Source organism: Pseudomonas cremoris (genome assembly GCF_014230465.1).
On the sequence record NZ_JAAXCY010000005.1, the window covers coordinates 577,282 to 595,039 of the forward strand.

24 protein-coding genes and 1 pseudogene are annotated in these 17,758 nt (G+C 58.4%); 14 read left to right on the forward strand and 11 right to left on the reverse strand.

Annotated features, from left to right (window positions below; genetic code table 11):
* Positions 1-133: 133 nt before the first annotated feature.
* The gene (locus tag HF257_RS15860) at positions 134-700 is read right to left on the reverse strand and encodes a LuxR C-terminal-related transcriptional regulator (protein WP_185707121.1); all 567 of its coding nucleotides are present in this window, start codon (positions 698-700) and stop codon (positions 134-136) included.
* A gap of 113 nt (positions 701-813) precedes the next feature.
* On the opposite strand from HF257_RS15860, the pseudogene HF257_RS33330 reads away from it, so the two are divergent.
* The 3 genes and pseudogenes from HF257_RS33330 to HF257_RS15875 form a co-directional block, all read left to right on the forward strand.
* Positions 814-1,143, forward strand: a pseudogene (locus HF257_RS33330) (hybrid sensor histidine kinase/response regulator); the annotation flags it as partial.
* Positions 1,144-1,472: 329 nt separating this feature from the next.
* Positions 1,473-1,940, forward strand: coding sequence for a GNAT family N-acetyltransferase (locus tag HF257_RS15870; RefSeq protein ID WP_185707123.1), 468 nt, complete (start codon positions 1,473-1,475; stop codon positions 1,938-1,940).
* A 189-nt stretch (positions 1,941-2,129) separates the two neighbouring features.
* Positions 2,130-2,459, forward strand: coding sequence for a DHCW motif cupin fold protein (locus HF257_RS15875; RefSeq protein WP_185707124.1), 330 nt, complete (start codon positions 2,130-2,132; stop codon positions 2,457-2,459).
* A 33-nt stretch (positions 2,460-2,492) separates the two neighbouring features.
* Here HF257_RS15875 and HF257_RS15880 read toward each other — a convergent pair whose 3' ends face one another.
* Both HF257_RS15880 and HF257_RS15885 read right to left on the reverse strand, forming a co-directional pair.
* On the reverse strand, positions 2,493-2,960 hold the full coding sequence (locus HF257_RS15880) for a copper chaperone PCu(A)C (RefSeq protein ID WP_185707126.1): 468 nt from the start codon (positions 2,958-2,960) through the stop codon (positions 2,493-2,495).
* Positions 2,960-3,565 carry an SCO family protein gene (locus HF257_RS15885; protein ID WP_185707128.1) on the reverse strand — a complete coding sequence of 202 codons (606 nt, stop codon included), beginning with the start codon at positions 3,563-3,565 and terminating at the stop codon, positions 2,960-2,962. The genes HF257_RS15880 and HF257_RS15885 overlap by 1 nt, the downstream gene beginning before the upstream one ends.
* Before the next feature lie 180 nt (positions 3,566-3,745).
* On the opposite strand from HF257_RS15885, the gene HF257_RS15890 reads away from it, so the two are divergent.
* Positions 3,746-4,129: a DUF2946 domain-containing protein gene (locus HF257_RS15890; protein ID WP_185707130.1), complete on the forward strand. Its 384-nt coding sequence runs from the start codon at positions 3,746-3,748 to the stop codon at positions 4,127-4,129.
* A 62-nt stretch (positions 4,130-4,191) separates the two neighbouring features.
* The gene (locus HF257_RS15895; RefSeq protein ID WP_185707132.1) at positions 4,192-4,737 is read left to right on the forward strand and encodes a putative natural product biosynthesis protein; all 546 of its coding nucleotides are present in this window, start codon (positions 4,192-4,194) and stop codon (positions 4,735-4,737) included.
* Here the strand turns inward: HF257_RS15895 and HF257_RS15900 are convergent.
* Positions 4,712-5,626 carry an aromatic alcohol reductase gene (locus HF257_RS15900; protein ID WP_185707134.1) on the reverse strand — a complete coding sequence of 305 codons (915 nt, stop codon included), beginning with the start codon at positions 5,624-5,626 and terminating at the stop codon, positions 4,712-4,714. The two genes, HF257_RS15895 and HF257_RS15900, sit on opposite strands and share 26 nt — an antisense overlap.
* 91 nt (positions 5,627-5,717) lie before the next feature.
* Here HF257_RS15900 and HF257_RS15905 point away from each other — a divergent pair, with 91 nt between their 5' ends.
* Positions 5,718-6,113, forward strand: a complete 396-nt coding sequence (locus tag HF257_RS15905; RefSeq protein ID WP_233081356.1) for a winged helix-turn-helix transcriptional regulator — start codon at positions 5,718-5,720, stop codon at positions 6,111-6,113.
* A 173-nt stretch (positions 6,114-6,286) separates the two neighbouring features.
* Positions 6,287-7,603 carry an OprD family porin gene (locus HF257_RS15910; RefSeq protein ID WP_185707136.1) on the forward strand — a complete coding sequence of 439 codons (1,317 nt, stop codon included), beginning with the start codon at positions 6,287-6,289 and terminating at the stop codon, positions 7,601-7,603.
* 6 nt (positions 7,604-7,609) lie between these two features.
* Here HF257_RS15910 and HF257_RS15915 read toward each other — a convergent pair whose 3' ends face one another.
* Together HF257_RS15915 and HF257_RS15920 are read right to left on the reverse strand one after the other, a co-directional pair.
* Positions 7,610-7,852, reverse strand: a complete 243-nt coding sequence (locus tag HF257_RS15915) for a hypothetical protein (protein ID WP_185707138.1) — start codon at positions 7,850-7,852, stop codon at positions 7,610-7,612.
* A 79-nt stretch (positions 7,853-7,931) separates the two neighbouring features.
* Positions 7,932-8,408, reverse strand: a complete 477-nt coding sequence (locus HF257_RS15920; RefSeq protein WP_185707140.1) for a hemerythrin domain-containing protein — start codon at positions 8,406-8,408, stop codon at positions 7,932-7,934.
* A 268-nt stretch (positions 8,409-8,676) separates the two neighbouring features.
* On the opposite strand from HF257_RS15920, the gene HF257_RS15925 reads away from it, so the two are divergent.
* A complete protein-coding gene (locus HF257_RS15925; protein WP_185707142.1) occupies positions 8,677-8,883 on the forward strand; it encodes a PLDc N-terminal domain-containing protein in 207 nt (68 codons plus the stop codon).
* Positions 8,884-8,939: 56 nt separating this feature from the next.
* On the opposite strand, the gene HF257_RS15930 is transcribed toward HF257_RS15925, so the two are convergent.
* Positions 8,940-9,500, reverse strand: coding sequence for a type 1 glutamine amidotransferase domain-containing protein (locus HF257_RS15930; RefSeq protein ID WP_185707144.1), 561 nt, complete (start codon positions 9,498-9,500; stop codon positions 8,940-8,942).
* A gap of 284 nt (positions 9,501-9,784) precedes the next feature.
* On the opposite strand from HF257_RS15930, the gene HF257_RS15935 reads away from it, so the two are divergent.
* Genes HF257_RS15935 through HF257_RS15945 form a run of 3 tightly spaced genes read left to right on the forward strand, consistent with a single transcriptional unit; the run spans position 9,785 to position 11,177 of the window.
* Complete coding sequence (locus tag HF257_RS15935) at positions 9,785-10,009, forward strand: hypothetical protein (RefSeq protein WP_185707146.1); 225 nt, start codon at positions 9,785-9,787, stop codon at positions 10,007-10,009.
* Between the two features lie 2 nt (positions 10,010-10,011).
* Positions 10,012-10,443 (forward strand): DNA methylase, encoded by a 432-nt coding sequence (locus HF257_RS15940; RefSeq protein WP_185707148.1) that lies wholly within the window; start codon positions 10,012-10,014, stop codon positions 10,441-10,443.
* Complete coding sequence (locus HF257_RS15945) at positions 10,440-11,177, forward strand: DUF72 domain-containing protein (protein ID WP_185707150.1); 738 nt, start codon at positions 10,440-10,442, stop codon at positions 11,175-11,177. Before HF257_RS15940 ends, HF257_RS15945 begins: the two co-directional genes overlap by 4 nt.
* Here the strand turns inward: HF257_RS15945 and HF257_RS15950 are convergent.
* Positions 11,142-11,927 (reverse strand): DeoR/GlpR family DNA-binding transcription regulator, encoded by a 786-nt coding sequence (locus tag HF257_RS15950; RefSeq protein WP_185707152.1) that lies wholly within the window; start codon positions 11,925-11,927, stop codon positions 11,142-11,144. The two genes, HF257_RS15945 and HF257_RS15950, sit on opposite strands and share 36 nt — an antisense overlap.
* Positions 11,928-12,048: 121 nt before the next feature.
* Between HF257_RS15950 and HF257_RS15955 the strand changes: the two genes are divergently transcribed.
* Entirely contained in the window at positions 12,049-13,209 is a 1,161-nt protein-coding gene (locus tag HF257_RS15955) for an alpha-hydroxy acid oxidase (protein ID WP_185707154.1), read from the forward strand.
* Positions 13,210-13,401: 192 nt separating this feature from the next.
* Here HF257_RS15955 and HF257_RS15960 read toward each other — a convergent pair whose 3' ends face one another.
* Positions 13,402-14,328 carry an alpha/beta hydrolase gene (locus tag HF257_RS15960; protein WP_185707156.1) on the reverse strand — a complete coding sequence of 309 codons (927 nt, stop codon included), beginning with the start codon at positions 14,326-14,328 and terminating at the stop codon, positions 13,402-13,404.
* A 162-nt stretch (positions 14,329-14,490) separates the two neighbouring features.
* Here HF257_RS15960 and HF257_RS15965 point away from each other — a divergent pair, with 162 nt between their 5' ends.
* Positions 14,491-15,348 carry an SDR family NAD(P)-dependent oxidoreductase gene (locus HF257_RS15965; RefSeq protein ID WP_185707158.1) on the forward strand — a complete coding sequence of 286 codons (858 nt, stop codon included), beginning with the start codon at positions 14,491-14,493 and terminating at the stop codon, positions 15,346-15,348.
* 11 nt (positions 15,349-15,359) lie between these two features.
* The gene (locus HF257_RS15970; RefSeq protein WP_185707160.1) at positions 15,360-15,947 is read left to right on the forward strand and encodes an NUDIX domain-containing protein; all 588 of its coding nucleotides are present in this window, start codon (positions 15,360-15,362) and stop codon (positions 15,945-15,947) included.
* Between the two features lie 163 nt (positions 15,948-16,110).
* Here HF257_RS15970 and HF257_RS15975 read toward each other — a convergent pair whose 3' ends face one another.
* Together HF257_RS15975 and HF257_RS15980 are read right to left on the reverse strand one after the other, a co-directional pair.
* Positions 16,111-16,497, reverse strand: a complete 387-nt coding sequence (locus HF257_RS15975) for a hypothetical protein (protein ID WP_185707162.1) — start codon at positions 16,495-16,497, stop codon at positions 16,111-16,113.
* Positions 16,494-17,758, reverse strand: a 1,265-nt coding sequence (locus HF257_RS15980; RefSeq protein ID WP_185712096.1) for an RHS repeat-associated core domain-containing protein, incomplete at its 5' end; no start/stop codon positions are given. The genes HF257_RS15980 and HF257_RS15975, both read right to left, overlap by 4 nt.

Here is a 17,758-nt window from a genome sequence, read left to right on the forward strand (position 1 = left end):
TGCCATTTTTATAAACCGGCTGAAACGTTTCATCAAGCTAAAAATCGACCCGATCCCGGCGAGGTAGGCAGCGGGCAGCGAGCGCAGGACAAACGCTGATAGCCGATTGCTGCCATTCGAAAACCACACCCCCTCAAACCACTCCCGAATACTTAACCGCTGTCGCCGCCCTCGACGGCACATCCAACGCGCGCAACAGCGACGACACATGAATCCGCACCGTAAATGGCGAGATATCCAAGGCCTTTGCAATCTCTTTATTCGTCTTCCCCCGGGCAATCAACCGCAACACATCCTGCTGCCGCGCGGTCAGTGTGTGGGTATCCAGCGGCAACAGGCCCGAGGGGGCGAACTTGACCAGCACCTCACCGTCACGGATGGCCAGCAGCGCCTGGCCAATCTCATCGGGCGCGATGTTTTTGCCGATAAAGCCGTCGGCTCCCAAGGCCATCACGTGCTCGATCACCGCCGGGTCGTCCACCATCGACACTACGATCAAGGTGGTGCGCCGTAGTTGCTGACGCAGTTCGGCCAATTGGCTCATGCATGTCAGGCCGGGAAAGCGCAGGTCGAGGATCAATGTGTCGACCTCGCCGGCGTCGTGGATCAGCGCTTGCATCGCGCCCAGGTCGCAGGCCTCATGTACCACTGCCTCGCGAAACATCGGGTGGTCGTCGGCAATGATGATGCAGCCGGTCATTGGGGGCTCCTTCCTGGGGCTGTGCTGTGCGGTTTCATGCTTCCTTAACACCCCATCCAGGCCTGCCTTGGATGCATGACGCAGACGAGGGTTGCCGCACATGGACGTAACCCATGAGTATTGAGACCAACTCCGAACTCGACCAGGCCAACCTGCGCATCGTGGTGGCCGGTATTGCGATTGTCTATATCAGCGTTTTGGGCTTTTTGCCGGGGCAATCGCTGGACACTTATCTGCCGGTGATTCTTTACATCGCGCTGTTCCTGATGGTCTCGATTGCTTTTCGTCAGGTGATCGCCCGTTGGCCTGGGCATTATCCGGCGCGACGCATCTTCGGCATGATCCACGACTACACCGGCACTTCGTTCGGCACGTTGGAGATGCGTTTTACTGGCTCGCCCAGGTTGGTTTCCGACAGCGTCTTGAGGTGGTCTTCACTGGGTTTGATATTGCTGCAGCCGGCCACGCCGATGATCAAGGCGCCCAACAGGGTAAGACGGGTAACAGGGGAGTGCAGTTTCATGGTGCTTCTTCCTTGGGGGTTGTTATGGTTTTTCCAACGCACAACGTGCCCGCGCGCAGTGGGTGCGCGGTGCTGGTGGGGGGCGTTGGAAGTGCCGAGGAATATAGCGCCGCAGCGCAGAGGGGTCGATTAGCACGGGTGTGCTAGTGGCATATTGAGCTCGTTGTAGTGAGCGGGATTGTCGCATCGCTCTAACCCCGTACCGCATTTACCCGTAAGGGCAATAAAAAACCATGAAAAGGAATTTCAATGCTCCACATCAAACGCGCAGCACTGCACGACGCCATTGCTGCTTTTGACATACGCCGCCAAGCCATTCGCAGCCAATGCGTTGGTGCCTACACGGCCGAGCAAATGGCGTTATGGACGCGTGGTAAGGCCGAGGACGGCTACGACGCACTCATGGACAAACCGTTTTACCTGGGTTGGGTAAACGACCAGCCCGTTGCCACCGGCATGCTCGACCTCGACAACAACGAAGTCGGCGCGTTGTTTGTATTGCCCGGCTTCACCGGGCGTGGGTACGGCAAGGCGATGCTCGATCACTTGGAGAACGTTGCGCGGGAACTGGCGATTGAAGAGGTGGTGTTGGACGCAACGTTGAATGCGGCGAGTTTCTATCGCCGGCACGGATATACGGGGGATGAACAGGCGGTTTATCACTCGCCCTCGGGCTTGCAGCTGGCGTGTATCCCGATGACAAAGCGGATTTCCTGACGCATTGATCCAACAGCAATGGCTCGGCTGTACTGTCGGGTTCTCTTCCTCAACCTAGCGCTCACGGAGGTTGCAGTGCCAGTTGAGTCTTAGCGATCTGTATCTCACAAAACTGCGCAATCTGTGTCTATCGCGCGGGATATCAGGTGGATAGCCTCACACCCCCACTTACTAGCCTGCGAGCCACGCATGGACCTCACCGCTGTCCCCTTTGGCACCACCGATTGGTCGACTGTCGAACCTGTCGTTCACCCAGGCATCACGGGCAGTGCGTTATGGCGCACCTGCCACTTTGGCACGACCCGCGTGCGAATGGTGGAGTACACCCCAGGCTACCTGGCGGATCACTGGTGCTGGCGCGGGCATATCCTGCTGTGTCTTGACGGCGAGTTGCACACGGAGCTGGAGGACGGCCGCCAGTTCACGCTGACGGCGGGCATGAGTTATCAGGTGGGCAATGACATGGAAGGGCATCGCTCATCGACGGCCGTCGGAGCAAAGCTCTTTATCGTCGACTGACTTGTAGTGAGCGGGGCAAGCCCGCTCACTACATCAATGCATCTTGCTGTGGTCCATGCCGTTGAGGGCGCGGGCTGGGGCTTTGACTTCAATCGACTGTTTTTCGCCCTTGGCGTTTTCCACGGTGAGGGTCAGCGGCACCTGGTCGCCTTCCTTGATCTGGCCGGTCAGGCCCATCAGCATCACGTGGTAGCCGTTGGGGTCGAGGGTCACGGCCTTGCCGGCGGGCAGGGCGACCGAGTCCACCGGGCCCATGCGCATCACGTCGTCCTTCATGCTCATTTCATGGATTTGCACGTCCTTGGCCACGGGCGACGTCACGCTGAGCAGTTTGCTGTCGCTGTCGGCGGTGACGGTCATGAACGCACCGCTGGACGGCTGGCCCGGCACGGTGGCGCGAACCCACGCGTCGGTCACTTGCACCTGGGCGCTGGCGTGTGCGGCAAGGCCGAGCAGGGCTAGGCCGAAGGTGAGACGCTTGAGGTGTTGAACGGCAGTCATTAGCAGACCTCCATGACGGTGAGCAGGTCTTCTGCGCACTCTTTAGCGGTAAGGGATGCCTGCAGGCCCAGGCGCAGGTTGCCTCGGGTGTCGAACACGAAGCTGGTGGCCGTGTGGGACAGGGTGTAGGTGTCGCCGGCGGGGATCTTTTCATAAAAGATCCCGAACTCCTTGGCGGCCACGGCGATTTCTTCCGGGGTGCCGTACAGGGCCTGGAAGCTGGGGTCGAAGGCCTTGACGTACTTGTCGAGGATCTCCGGTGTGTCGCGCTCCGGGTCCAGGGTGATGAAGATCACCTGCATGATCTTGCCGTCGCGGCCCATCAGTTTCTTGGCCTGCGCGGCGCGCGCCAGGGTGGTCGGGCACACGGCCGGGCATTGGGTGAAGCCGAAGAACACCACCGGCATCAGGCCACGGTAGGAACTGAGGGTGACCGTCTCGCCTTCGGTGTTCTTGAGTTTGAAGGTGCGGCCCATGATCTTGTCGCTCAAGTCCTTGCCGTACTTGAAGTTCAACCTGGGGCTGTTGTCACAACCGGCCAGCAGGCCCAGACCCAACAGGCTCATGCCGGTCAGGACCTTGCGGCGGGTGAATAACGTACTCATCAACTGTGCATCCTGTGAAACGCCTGCATTGCGCGAAATCAAACACGCAGGCTTGGAAAAGGAGTAACGAGGAGGGCGCAAAGTCTACCAACCCTGAAGGGCTCGCGTAACGTGCGACGTTCTGCCACAGGGGCGTGCCGTGCTTCATCTCGGTGCACCTCTGGTGGTAGAGTCGCCGCCATGAAAATGAGCCACCCCGACCGTTCGCTGATCGCCTGGGCCCTGTACTTCTGCGTGCTGATGAACCTGTTTGTCTGTGGTTTGGGGCATGGTCAGATGACGGGGCAGGTGCTCAATGGCATCGGTGGTGCGTTCTGTTCCGTGGACGGCAAGCAGGCTCCACTTTCCGACAAAGGGTTGGGCAGCCCGTCTTCCAGCAACATCTCGAACTACTTTGCTTGCCCAGTTTGCAACGCATTGACCGTTGCGCTGGTGTTTTTGGTCGGCCTGGCCTGGCTGCTGGGCCTCGCACAAACTCCACGCCCAGCCCATGAGCGGCGCAACAAGGCGCCCCCGCGATACTCCTGGCCCTCGGCAAACCCCCGCGCTTCTCCATCCCTCTGACGTGTGCCTTGGGCCTCCTGCCAACAGGAGGCGTTCTATCGTCACGACTGTGAGTGCACTTCATGAACCCTGTATTGCCTGCAGGCGCCAGCCGCCTGGTCAGCAAGGCGTCCCGCCGCTTGCGTGCGGAACCGTTGCGGCCTGACTACCCCAGCAACTCCCGCTGCTTTGTACACCTGGACGCACGCTTGTTGCCGCATTGGCACAGCCTGTTCGATATCTGCCCGGCGCTGCTCAAGCTAGACCCACCCGAAGGCCTGAACCTGTTTCGCAGCTTCATGACCTGGGCCTATCGCAACCAGCCGCCGCTGGATTGGACCTACCACCTGAACGTCTGCCGCTGGCTGCTGGGCTCGACGTACCGCGCCCATATCGATGACGAACCCATCGAGACCTTCATGGCGGCAGCGGCGGCGCGATGGGTCGCCACCGATGACAGCCAGGCCCTCGGTGTCGCCCTGGCCTGGCAAGGTACGCGGGTGTTCGATGGGAAAGGTGTTCTACCCAGCGCCTTCGAACACCAGGCATTGCCACGTTCACCCTGGGACTTTGCCTGGTGCGCCTTGGGCGCTCGCGGGGAATTCAGCGATTGGTTGCCGGTGCCTTGAGGTGCCCGTCAATCCATGCAGCAACGTCTGTCACTGCGATACGTTGCTGAGCGTTGAAGGTCACGGCGGGGTCCCATGCCACGCCGTGGCCCTGAGCGAATACCGCGCGGTATTTTTTGAGGTTGTCGTCGGGATCTTCTACCAACGCTGCCAGCAATGTGGGCACTGACCACGCCTCGCGCTTGAGCTGGATGCCGAGACTGGCGTCGACCGTATCTGCCAGTTGCCCATAGGTCAGGGTGTCACCGGCAGTGAAGACCACCTGGTTGCTCAGTGCCGGTTCCGCGAACAGGATGCGTGCAGTCAGCCGGCCAATGTCCTCAGGCGTAGTGACAGTGACGGCTGTGTCCCAGTCGCCCAGGGCATGCACGGTGTTGTTGGGCAAATCGACCACGCCGAACGATGGTTCGAACAGGAAGCTGGTGAACATTCCGGTGGAAATGATCAGCCATTGCGTGCCCTGTTGAGCGCGCAGCAAGTCGCGCACATCCAGCTGTTCATCGAACGTATCCTGCGGGCTGCCACGGCCGATCACGTCGTAGTCCACGCCAAATTGCCACGGCACATAACGTTGCACGCCGCCCTCAATGACGGCTTGGGCCAGCTTGCGTTGCGTGCCAGGGCCGGCAGCGAAACCGGTGCAGCAGATCACGCTGGCGAAGGGTGCAAAAAGCTTCGCGAGGCTGCTCTGGCTGTCGTTCTGCAGGTCGCCGGGGATCAGCTCGATGCCCATCTCCTGCAGTTTTTTTGCAGTCGCCGAGTGCAGGCTGGCAGGGCGCAGCAGCACGGCAATGCGCGCGTTACGCTGTGGGGCCAACAGGGCCAGTTCCTGCAGCACGGCCATGCCCAGTTCGCCGGCACCGAGTACCAGAATGGAAGAGGCTGTCATGGGGTTCTCCGTCTGTGTTGAAAGTCGTGGCATGCTTGCAGAATTCATCGCCACGCATAAGAAGGCACACCCGTGATACCGAGAACGCACCATGGATAACGACGAAATCATCCGCCGCTCCCAAGCCGCCTGCGATGCCCTCAGCGCGGATGACGATGGCCTCAAACGCGAGGTGCTCACCCACGCAGGAAACCGCTGGTCGTTGGGCATCGTGCACGTGCTCGGCGTGTCCGGTCGTTTGCGGCACGCCGAGATTGGCCGGCGCATGCAGGGCGTCACCCAGCGCATGTTGACCCGCACGCTGCGCCAGCTGGAGCGTGATGGTTTGGTACTGCGCCATGACTTCCAGGAGGTGCCGCCCAAGGTTGAATACGAGCTGTCGAGCCTTGGCACCGAGTTGCTGGTGCACATGATTCCGCTATGGACCTGGGTGGTGGAAAAAGGCGATGCGTTTCGCCAGGCGCGCGAACGGTTTGATCACCCGTAACCGTTGCACTGGATTGTTACGTAATCTGAAAAAGTGATTGACGGTTTAGACGGCTGTTTCCGCATAGCCCGACGCTATACCGTGCGCGCACCCGTTGAATACAGCACCTCCCGACTGACAAAGAACAGGGATGGGCTACGACGGGGTTGCCTCAATTACTTCTCGGAGCCTTCATGAATCACAAGACTTGCCTGGCCCTCGCCGTTTCCCTAGGGGCCGTGCAACACGCTGCTGCATCCGGTTTTATCGATGACAGCAAAGCCAGCCTCGACCTGCGCAATTTCTATTACAACCAGGACACCCGCAACGCCAGGGGCGCGTCGGACAAAGAGTGGGGCCAGGCCTTCATGTTCAACTACCAGTCCGGTTTCACCGAGGGCACGGTGGGCCTGGGACTGGACTTGCAGCAACTGTATGGCCTGCGTCTGGATGCCTCGGGACGTGCAGGCAAGACCGGTGAAGACAACACACCCGGCAGCGTCTTCCCGCTGGACGACGGAAAGGCCGCCCATGATTTCAGCAAGACCGGCGTTACCGGCAAGATGCGTATCGCCCAGACCCAGCTTAAAGTCGGCAACCTGCAGCCCAAGCTGCCAGTGCTCACCACAGAAGACGGCCGCCTGCTGCCGCAGACGTTTCGCGGTTATCAGGTGGACTCCAAAGACCTCAAGGACTTCAACCTGATCGCCGGTAAACTCGAGCAAGTCGTGGACCGTAATTCCAGCAACGGCCAAGGCCTGTCGATCGCCGGCGCCAACGACCCGATCAAGGGCAAGTCGAGCAACCAGTTCTACTACGGCGGTGTGGATTACGCGGTCAGCAAGCAACTGCAATTGCAGTACTACTACGCGAGTCTGGAGAACTTCTACCAGCAGCATTTCCTCGGCCTGGTGCATAACTGGCAATTGCCGGTAGGACAGCTCAAGAGTGACCTGCGGTATTTCTACAGCACCGCCGACGGCAAGAATTCCAGTGCGTCGGGGCGTAGCGAGGGTTACGTCAGCTCGGGTTACTACGCGCCTGGCGTCAACGCAGGCAAGGTCGACAACCGCCTGTGGAGTGCGCTGTTTACTTATGCGCTTAGCGGGCATTCGGTCAGCCTCGGTTACCAGAAAACCACCGGCCAAAGTGACTTTCCCCATATCAACCAAGGGCAGGGCCGTTCGCTCTACCTGATCACCAATTCGCAGTCGCTCAAATTCGTCAATGCCGGAGAACAAGCCACCGTCGGCAGCTATGCCTACGACTTTGCCGGCCTTGGCGTACCGGGCCTGCGCTCTAGCGTGACGTACATTCACGGCAGCCATGTCCGCACTGCGGGTCGCGATAACAGTGAATGGGAACGTGACGTGCGCGTGGATTACGTGATCCCCACCGGTACCCTGAAGGGCCTGGGGTTCACCTGGCGCAGTGCGGTGCTGCGGGGTAATGACACTGCCGACAAGGACGAGACTCGGCTGATCGTCAGCTACAGCATCCCGTTGATGTAACGACTATCAGCTGCCCGACTTTTTCGGCTTGGGTTTGCTGTCTTTAGCGTTATCCGCTGGCTTTGGCGGCTGCTTGTCAGTGTCTTTGGGTTTCTTGTCGCTCTCGGACTGGCCGCTCGGGATAGTACCCGGCGGCAGCGCGTTGGCTGCGGGCGCGGTGTCGTCGCCAAAGGCGGCGAGGGCAGGGCCGGTGAGTAGCGCGCACAGGCCGAGGATCAGCAAAATCCGTTGGGAAAATTTGGTCTTCATGACGTAATCCCCTATCGCAGGGTTATGACCTTCAACGGCTGCGAAGCCCGCAAATCTGCCAGGCTTCGCAGGACCGGGATCAAGCCGCCATAGGCTTGCTGGCTTGAGACTTCTTGTAGGCCGCTTTCATTGCTTCCATCTCTGCACCTAGCGCGTCGAGTGTGGCTTTGCCCAGCAGTTTTTTCGCCTGGGGAAACATTTCGGTTTCCTCTTCCTCGATGTGATGCTCCAGCAGTTCCTTGACCACTTTGACACGGCCAGAGAACTCCGTAGTGGAGGGTTCGGTCTGCTTCAGGTCAGGCAGCACCAGGGAGTCGACAGTGCGGTGCTCTTCCTTGGCCTCGTGGTACATGATGTCCTGCTCCTTGCCCCCTGCTTTTCTGAACGCGGGGTAAAGAATTTCTTCTTCCAGTTTGGTGTGCAAGCTTATTTCTGCTTCCAATTTGGCCAACAAATCGGTGCGTTTTTTTACCCCGCGTTCGGTGGACTCACTCAGTTGAGTCAGCAGGGCTTTCACACGTTCATGGTCAGCTTTGAGCAGGTCAATGGCATTCATGGGGATCACCTCATTCAGGGACGGTAGGCGTGTCTAAAGGCACACCTCTTGAAAGAGTGACTTGCATCAGGTGTACCAAGCTTGGCGAAAATAGATTTCTTTTGTTATTCAATTAGATAGTCAATGCCTCACACGTCTGTTGTCGTGCAGGTTGCATGGTGGGTGCTGTCCAGGCTTGCATTACGCCCAAGCGGTACGCCGCTGCACATTTTAATGAACCCTGGGCTTGAATGATTGACCTAAGGCTTAAGACCTCAGGAGGTGAATCATGCAATTAGAATATGTCTGGATCGGTTTGGCAGTGATCCTGCTGCTGTTGGAACTGTGGGCCATTAACGTCGTGTTGCGCAGTACGGGTGGCTGGGAGACCAAGGGTTTATGGCTGGTGATTTTGATTTTCGTGCCGCTGTTCGGGTTGATCGCATGGGCGATGTTCGGGCCTAAGCGTGAAATGCCGGAACATCGTAGAAGCTGAGGCAAAGACACAATAGAAAAGGCGCCCTGAGGGCGCCTTTTTTATGCGGCAGTCGTTTAGCCTGCGAGGGCTTGCGCAATGGCCTCGCTGAACGCCGGTAAATCATCCGGAGTGCGTGAGGTGATCAACGTCCAGCCATTGGCCGTGCATTGTTTGACCTCGGCATCCACCCAGCCTGCCGCACCGGCGTTTTCCAGGTCGATGCGCACGCTTTTGTAGGAGGTCAACGTTTTACCTTCGATCACGCCCGCATCGATCAGCGCCCACGGCCCGTGGCAGATCGCTGCAACGATTTTGCCCGCCTTGACGAAGTCGTTGATCAAGCGTTGCGCGTCGGGGTCCTGGCGCAGTGTGTCGGCATTGACCGTCCCTCCAGGGATGACCAGCGCGTCAAAGTCGCTGCCCACGGCGTCTGACAATTTCACATCGGACTCGACGGCTTTGTCCTTTTCAGTGTCGCCGACGAAGGTCTGGGTCGTGCCACCTTTGCCGGAAGCGTGGGTGACGGTCGCGCCGTAGCTGCGCAACGCTTGCAGAGGCTGGAGCAGCTCGTCGCGCTCGATGCCGGAGTTGGAGGTGATGAACAGAACGTTCTTGCCGTTGAGTTGCGCACTCATGATCGAGTTTCTCCTGTAATCATAGAGGGGTTAATCGTCGTGTTTGGCTTGCAGTTCCTTGGCCATTTTCAGGTGGGTTCCAAGCGTGGGCAGAGTCTTGGTGGCGTTGGCGATACGCCGTTACCTGAGTGTTGAGCCGGCCGTGATCCGAAAGGTTTAATTTAATTTGCGCTTTTCTCGTCAGTGGCACTGCGCCGCACATTCCTTGAACTATCGATACCCGGCGACCTCTGCTGCTTAAGTGGCCGTTCGTTTCAGCGGCCCTCAACTGCCTGGAGAAACCTATGTCCGATCACAAGACCGCCGATAAAACCCCCGATCCCATTAGCTCCGAACAGGCTCAGAAAGGCGCTGGCAGAGCAGCCAAGGGCGAAACGCTGGAGCGTGCGAATCCAAAGACCGGAACCGTCGACAAGGTCATCACTCCCACATCGGTCAAGGAGGTTGAGCGCCAGACGGATGCGATCAACGAGCAGGCAGCCAAGGCCGAGCGCAAGCTGGGCCACTGAAGATGGCAAGGTCGATTACGGCATCTGAATTAGGCATCGAACTCAAGCCTTTGGATGACAGCAGTCTGTTCAAGTGGTTTATCGCCAGCTTCCTGATGGGCAAGCGTATTCAGGCGCCCATCGCGGCGCAGGCGTACCGGGAGATTGTCGAAGAGCAGGGCCGCGACACGCCGCGCAAGTTGCAACATTGCACGTCCCGGGAGCTGGTCTCGATGTTGGGGCGTGCGCATTACGTGCGCTACGACGAAAGCACTGCACAACGTCTGCTTGACCTTAGCGCCAAGCTCAATGCCGAATATGAGGGCAAGATCACTCACATACGCAGTATTAGCGAAGATCGCCAGGCATTCGAAAAACGCCTGGGCGAATTTGATGGAGTGGGCCCCAAGACCATCGAGATTTTCATGCGCGATGCCGCCAAGGTGCTGTTTTGACGACACCTCTTTACGTGGGGTGCGCGGGTTGGAGTTTGCCGCGTGAACAATGGTCCGCTTTTGTGCGCGACGGTACGCACTTGCAGCGCTATGCAACGCGGTTCAGGGCTGTGGAAATCAACAGTTCGTTTTATCGCCCACACTTGGCGAAGACTTACGAGCGCTGGAAATGCAGCGTGCCATCGGGGTTTCGTTTTTCGGTCAAAGTGCCCAAGCGCATCACGCATGAATTGCGTTTGCAGCACTGCGAGACGGCGCTGGATGAGTTTCTCGGGCAATGCTTGCACCTGGGTGAAACCCTGGGCTGCCTACTGGTGCAATTGCCGCCTTCGTTGAGTTATGAACGCTCCGTCGCCGCAAGATTTTTTAGCGCATTACGCCAGCGCTTTGGCGGGGCGGTGGTGCTGGAGCCTCGTCACCCCACGTGGCTTGAAGCCCAGGTGCTTTTGCAGGATCTACACATTGGCCGTGTGGCCGCCGACCCGCCGGCCGTCGACACCGGTGAGGCGCCTGGCGGTTGGCAAGGCGTGCATTATTGGCGCCTGCATGGCTCACCCCGTATCTATCACAGCGCCTATGGTCCGGAGCGGGTGCAGGCGTATGCGCGGTTATTGAGTCGGTCGGTTGAAGAGGGTATTCCCACCTGGTGCATCTTCGACAACACAGCCGGCGGCCATGCCGTCGACGACGCATTGCATTTACTCGACCTCCACCCGCATCACCTCCACACCTAACTGCTCATACGCCTCCACACTTGGCACATGCCACTCAGTGATCAGGGTGTGGATACGGTTGCACGGCGCCACCACAAACGGCTCTACCGCGCCGAGCTTGTCGGCCATGGTCACGGCGACGACATGGGAGGCACTGTCGAGCAACGCTTGCTTGACCGCCACTTCATCAAAATGCAGCGAACTGATGCCCACTTGTGGATGCAGCGCGCACACGCCTGTGAACAGCAGGTCGGCCTTGATGCTCTGGATCAGTCGCACGGTTTCCTGGCCGCTGGTGGACAGCGTTGCCGGGTTGAGTTGGCCGCCGGCGAGGATCACTTTCACGTCCGGATGGTCAGCCAGGGCGATGGCGATCATCGGCGACGGTGTGACCACGGTAAGGCGTATCGAGCGTGGCAATGACTGTGCGATCTGCAGGGTGGTGGAGCCTGAATCGAACAGCACGATTTGCCCATCTTCCACACGCTCTGCGGCCAGTCGGGCGAGGTGTCGCTTGGCGTCGTTGGTCTCGCCGACGCGGGTGAAGAAGTCCTTGCCGGTGTCCTTCGGACGGGGCAGCGCACCGCCGTGCACGCGTTGCAACAGGCCGGCGGCGGCGAGCTCGCCGAGGTCGCGGCGGATGGTGTCCTGGGACACGGCAAAGTGCTCCACCAGTTCCGAGGCGGTGACTTTGCCGTCGCGCTCCAGCAGCAACAAAATCTTCTGTTTGCGCAAGGAAGGCAGGTCGATGGCTTGATGGGTATTGTGCATGGTTATGCGTCTTTTTGCGGGTTTGTGCGAGATTAGCCCCGCGCTGATTTAAACGCAATGGCTGGTTGTGCAGCCGATGGACGGTTACTCTCAGGGCTCAGTTCAGGGAGAGGTGACCTAGATGCCGTTGATCACAACCATCGAAGATTTACGCAAGCTGGCGCAAAAGCGTGTCCCGCGGATGTTCTACGACTACGCCGATTCTGGCTCCTGGACTGAGAGCACGTACCGGGCGAATGAAAGCGATTTTGCCTCGATAAAATTCCGCCAGCGGGTGGCACGCAACATTGATCAGCGATCGATCCGCGCCCGCATGATCGGCCAGGACATGGCGATGCCGGTCGCGTTGGCCCCCACCGGTTTGGCCGGTATGCAACACGCCGATGGCGAGATTCTCACCGCGCGCGCCGCCGCCGCGTTTGGCCTGCGCTACACCTTGTCGACCATGAGCATCTGCTCGTTGGAAGACATTGCCGAACAGGTGGGCCAGCCGTTCTGGTTTCAGTTGTACGTGATGCGCGACCGCGCGTTTATCGAGCAACTGATCGAGCGCGCCAAGGCCGCCGGTGTGGATGCGCTGGTGTTGACCCTCGACCTGCAGATTCTCGGCCAACGCCACAAAGACCTGATCAACGGCCTGTCTGCGCCGCCCAAACTGACCTTGCCGAATATGCTCAACATGGCGACCAAACCGCGCTGGGTCATGGGCATGCTGGGCACCAAGCGTCGTGGCTTTGGCAATATCGTCGGGCATGTGAAGGGCGTTGCGGACATGAGTTCGCTGTCGTCGTGGACTGCCCAGCAATTCGACCCGAGCCTGAGTTGGAACGATGTGGAATGGATCAAGAAATGCTGGGGCGGCAAGCTGATCATCAAGGGCATTCTCGATGTGGAGGACGCACGCTTGGCGGCCAACGCCGGTGCCGATGCGCTGGTGGTGAGCAACCACGGTGGTCGTCAGTTGGATGGTGCACCGTCAAGCATCAGCCAATTGCCTGCGATTGTTGACGCGGTGGGCGAGCGCATCGAGGTGTGGCTCGATGGTGGCATTCGTTCCGGCCAGGATGTGCTCAAGGCGATGGCGCTGGGTGCCAAAGGCACCATGATCGGTCGTCCGCATTTGTATGGTTTGGGTGCGTTGGGCGAGGCGGGGGTGACCAAGGCGCTGGAGATTATTGCGCGGGAATTGGACGTGTCGATGGCGCTGTGTGGGTATAACGATATACGCGATGTGAATCGCGAGATTTTGTTGCCGGGTACATTTCCCGAAAGCATTAACTGAGCAAAAAAATCGTAAAAAATTAAAAAGAGTTGTCCACGAAAACCGTGGGTATCTCTGTGGATAACTTTGCGAGGCCCCGGCAGGTATGGCGATTTAACCAAAGGTTAATATTTGATCAACTGCCGGCGCGGGCCAGTATGGGCAGGGTTTGCGCTTGACACGCAAGCGCGAACCCAGTGCCGAAAAGCGTTTTCACGAGTCGCCGCTGCGACCTGTGGAGTGCGTCACAACCTGGGCTGGCATCTTCGCTTGCATCAGCTTGTCCAGCGCCTGGCCATAACTGCGACCTGCCAGGCTCATGCTGTTGTTGTGGCTGGCACCGGGCACCAGTAGCAGCCGCTTGGGCTCCTGCGCGGCTTCGAATAATTGCTCGCTGAAACGTGGCGGCACGTAGCGGTCATCCAGGCCATGCACCACCAGCAGTGGCATATGGATATCGGCAATTTTGTCGATGGAATCGAACTTTTGCGACAACAACCAGCGCACCGGCAATGAGGTATTCGCCACTGCCGTGGCCACATCCGCCAGCGAGGTAAAGGTGGACTCGATCACCAGACCACGTACCGGCAGCGGCACTTGTTTGCCCAATTCTGCGGCCAGGTCGATCGCGACCGCGCCGCCCAGGGAATGCCCGTAGATCAGGCGTTTGTTCGGGTCTGGTTGCAGCACCTGAAAGCGTTCCCAGGCAATGCGGGCGTCTTCGTACACGGTGGTTTCCGATGGCAATTCACCGTGGCTCTGGCCAAAGCCGCGATAGTCAATGGCCAGCACCGAATAACCCAGCGCGTGCAATTGCTCGATGCGAAACAGCTGCCCGGTCAGGTTCCAGCGCACGCCATGCAGATAGAGGATCGCTGGTGCGTCCTTCTTGTCCGCCGGGTACCACCAACCATGGATGTTCTGCCCCGATTTGAAGCTGGCAGGCTTGAGTTCGAATTCCTGCACCGCCTTGGGCAAGCCGGTGTACCAACCGGCAGTGCCGGGTTCGATGCGAAACACCAGCTCGCGCTCTTTGTGTTGCAGCACGGCACACCCCACCGGCAAACCGACGACCAGCAGCGCCATGCACAGCAGGGGAAGCCAGCGCAGGCTCAGGCGCGAGAGAAAACGTGAAGACATGAGGGTTCCAGGGCAAAGGTGAAGCAGGGGTTTTAACAGATAGCCCGTACAGGCTGGCATTAATTCGACAGCCGTAAACGGGGATTGCTTGCAAAGTGTTACAGCATTGAACATTGCGTGCAGGGATTGTTAGGGTGGTCGGCCAAACAGGAGGGCAAGCACATGGACTTCACAGGCAAGACAGCCATCGTCACCGGCGGTGCACGCGGATTGGGGCTCAGCTACGCGCGGGCATTGGCCCAGGGCGGAGCACGGGTAGTGATCAGTGATATCGGCGCCGATAAGGTCGGATCCGGCAGCGATGCGACGGTAGCGCAAGCGGCGGCGGAAGCGCTGCAGGTCGAGGGCCTGACAGTGATTGGCCACGCTGGCGACCTGTCCACGGAGGACGGTTGCCGGCAACTGATCCACGCGACGATCGAAGCCTTTGGCCAACTCGACATCCTGATCCACAACGCCGGCTGGGTGGGTTACCAAAACATCGAAGACCTCGACGTAGCGTTCCTGCAACGCGCGATGGACATCAACCTCTATGCACCGTTGTGGCTGTGCAAGCACGCCTGGCCACACCTGCTGCAATCCCGCGCGCCACGCATCATCCTCACCACCTCCGACCGCGCGATGTACGCGCAGTACGAGCAGACCGGCCTGGTGGCCTATAGCGCTGGCAAGATGGCGCAACTGGGGATCATGAATGCGCTCAGCCATGAAGGGGCGCAGGCGGGGATTCGGGTCAACGCAATCTCGCCGGTGGCCAAGACACGTATGTGGGGAGTGACCGAGGAGCCGGACGAACTAAAACCCGAGTGGGTGACGCCAGGTGTGCTGTTCCTCGCATCGCCGCATTGCGAGGACACGGGTTATATCCTGCGGGCCAGTAATGGCCAATTCACCGCCACGCGCTTTACCGAAAACCCCGGTGTGGATTACCCGCGCAACCTTGCACGGATCAAGGCGGGCACCGCAGAAGCCGTCGCCGCAGCCTGGGATAGCATCAAACAATCACTCCCCCTTACCTGAGAAAACCAACGATGGACCACAGCCCCGTGCGCATCACCGCCGAAGAGACCCTCTCGGACAATTGGTACCTGCTGAAAAAATACAGCTTCGACCTGCGCCGCCGCGACGGCAGTTGGCAAACCCAGACCCGCGAGGTGTACGACCGTGGCAATGGCGCGACCATCCTGTTGTACAACCGCGAGCAACGCACGGTGCTGCTGATTCGGCAGTTCCGCATGCCCACGTTCGTCAATGACTACCCCGGTTACCTGATCGAGGCTGCAGCGGGTTTACTGGACAACGCCAGCCCCGAAGAGCGCATTCGCCTGGAGGCGGAAGAAGAGACTGGTTACCGCGTGGGGCATGTGGAGAAAGTCTATGCGGCGTTCATGAGCCCGGGGTCGGTGACGGAGCGGATTCATTTTTTCATGGGTGAGTATCAGCCGGGAGATCGCGTTGGCAGCGGTGGTGGCCTGGAAGAGGAGGGCGAGGATATTGAAGTGCTGGAGCTGGGTTTTGAACAGGCGCTGGCGATGGTGCAGAGCGGTGAGATTGTGGATGGCAAGACGATTATGTTGTTGCAGCACTTGGAGCTACGGATGTTGAAGGAAGGCTGGTAGTGAGCGGGCTTGCCCCGCGCTGGGCTGCGTAGCAGCCCCAACACTGACGACGCCGATCTATCTGAAGAAATGCATCGTCTGGATTGGGGCTGCTTCGCGGCCCGGCGCGAGCAAGCTCGCTCACTACAGGTATGGGGTGCCTTATTTGGTAAATACTGTGAATTCAAGCGTGAACAGATTCAGCCCAAGTCTGGCAAAAGTCATGTTGCTCTTGTATGTCGTTGGTTAGATCGTTTTCTTCATATGTAAAAATGTGCACCAGCTCACCTTCTGGTTGCCCAATGGTCATCTCGTATGCAACTAGCCCATTTGACATGTGTGAAGACATTCCTGAGGTATGAACGTTGATTTTTGCGCCTTTGCATAAAAAAACAATATCGTTCAAGTCGGCCCTTAATAAGCCAAAGCTGTCGTACAGGTCGAGTGCAGTATAAGTTTTCCGCATTCCATCGTTAAATAGAATATGAAGCGACGGCCTACCTCCCTCATATTCGATTAATGCGGTTTCACGCACGCCGTTTTTTATGATGGTTATTTCGCGTGATTTCATGGGTACTCCCGATTGGGGTTCAATATCGTGTATCCCTTATAAGTGCCATCTTCATTGACTGGCGAGGCACCCAAAATATGTTTGGAGTCTATACGGCCTGGAATCGCGATTTCTAATTCATTTTTGTGCTTGGAGCGCGTTCCCAGCTCTTTGTTTACATCTCTTCCAGGAATCCTTTTGAGGGTGTAAAGAAAACCCTCTTCAAACCCAAATCCTGAAGCAAACACTAGCGCCTGCTTTCTTGATGTCGACGTCGGGACAAAGTTGCTAGGTGGGCTGGCATTGTTTACAGAGTGCAAATAAAGATCTGTGCTTTCTCCTCTGCTCTCAAATCCTTTTTCGAATATCTCCTCGGGATCTCTTGAATCTCCACGGTATAGATAGCTTCTATTTTTTTGGGGAGTTGGGGGTGATGGGGAGTGTTCATCAACCTGTAGCTGCTCGGGTGGGTTCTCTATTTTAGATCGTTGGTTACATCCGTCTCCACCTGGACAGGTATTCAAGCCCAGCGGGTCAATCCAACCCGTAGGGTTAGGCACGTACTGATACCCGTTGATCCCACCCGCCAACTTCACCGGATCTGGCGTCAGGTAACGACCAATATCCGGATTGTAGTAGCGATGGCGGTTGTAGTGCAGCCCGCTTTCTTGGTCGAAATACTGGCCCTGAAACCGTATTGGGTTGTCGACTTTTCCGATGTCGAGGCGGCTGATTTCGCCGTAGGCGCGGTAGTGGGCGGACCAAACGATTTCGCCTTCAGGCGTGGTGAGTTCCTGGGGTGTGCCGAGGTGGTCGAGTTGGTAATGGTGGGGCTTTGCTTCTTTGGGGCCGTAGCCTTCCAGCATTATCAGTGGGCGAAAGCTGTCGGGTTCGTAGATATAGCTGCGGTGTTTATCTTTGTGGTGTTCGGCGATGAGTTTGTCGCCTTGCCAGAAAAACTCTGTGGTGATGTCGTCGACGGTTTTGCTGATGCGACGGCCAAACGGGTCGTAGCGATAGCTGGCGCTTTGGCCGTTGGGTGTTGTGACGCCGATCAGTCGGTGTTGGCAGTCGTAGCGGTATTCGGTAACGAGTTGATGACCCTTGCCGCACCTTTCGCGGATCAGGTTGCCGAAGGCGTCGTAGTCGTAGTGGTTGTCACCTTGGCTAATCAAACGATTGCCAGCGACGACATCCGGCCCCGGTCGGTCTTGCATCAGCAGATTGCCCGCCGGGTCGTGGCCGAAACGCTCTTGTACGTCTTGGGAGTGATCGGCGCGGG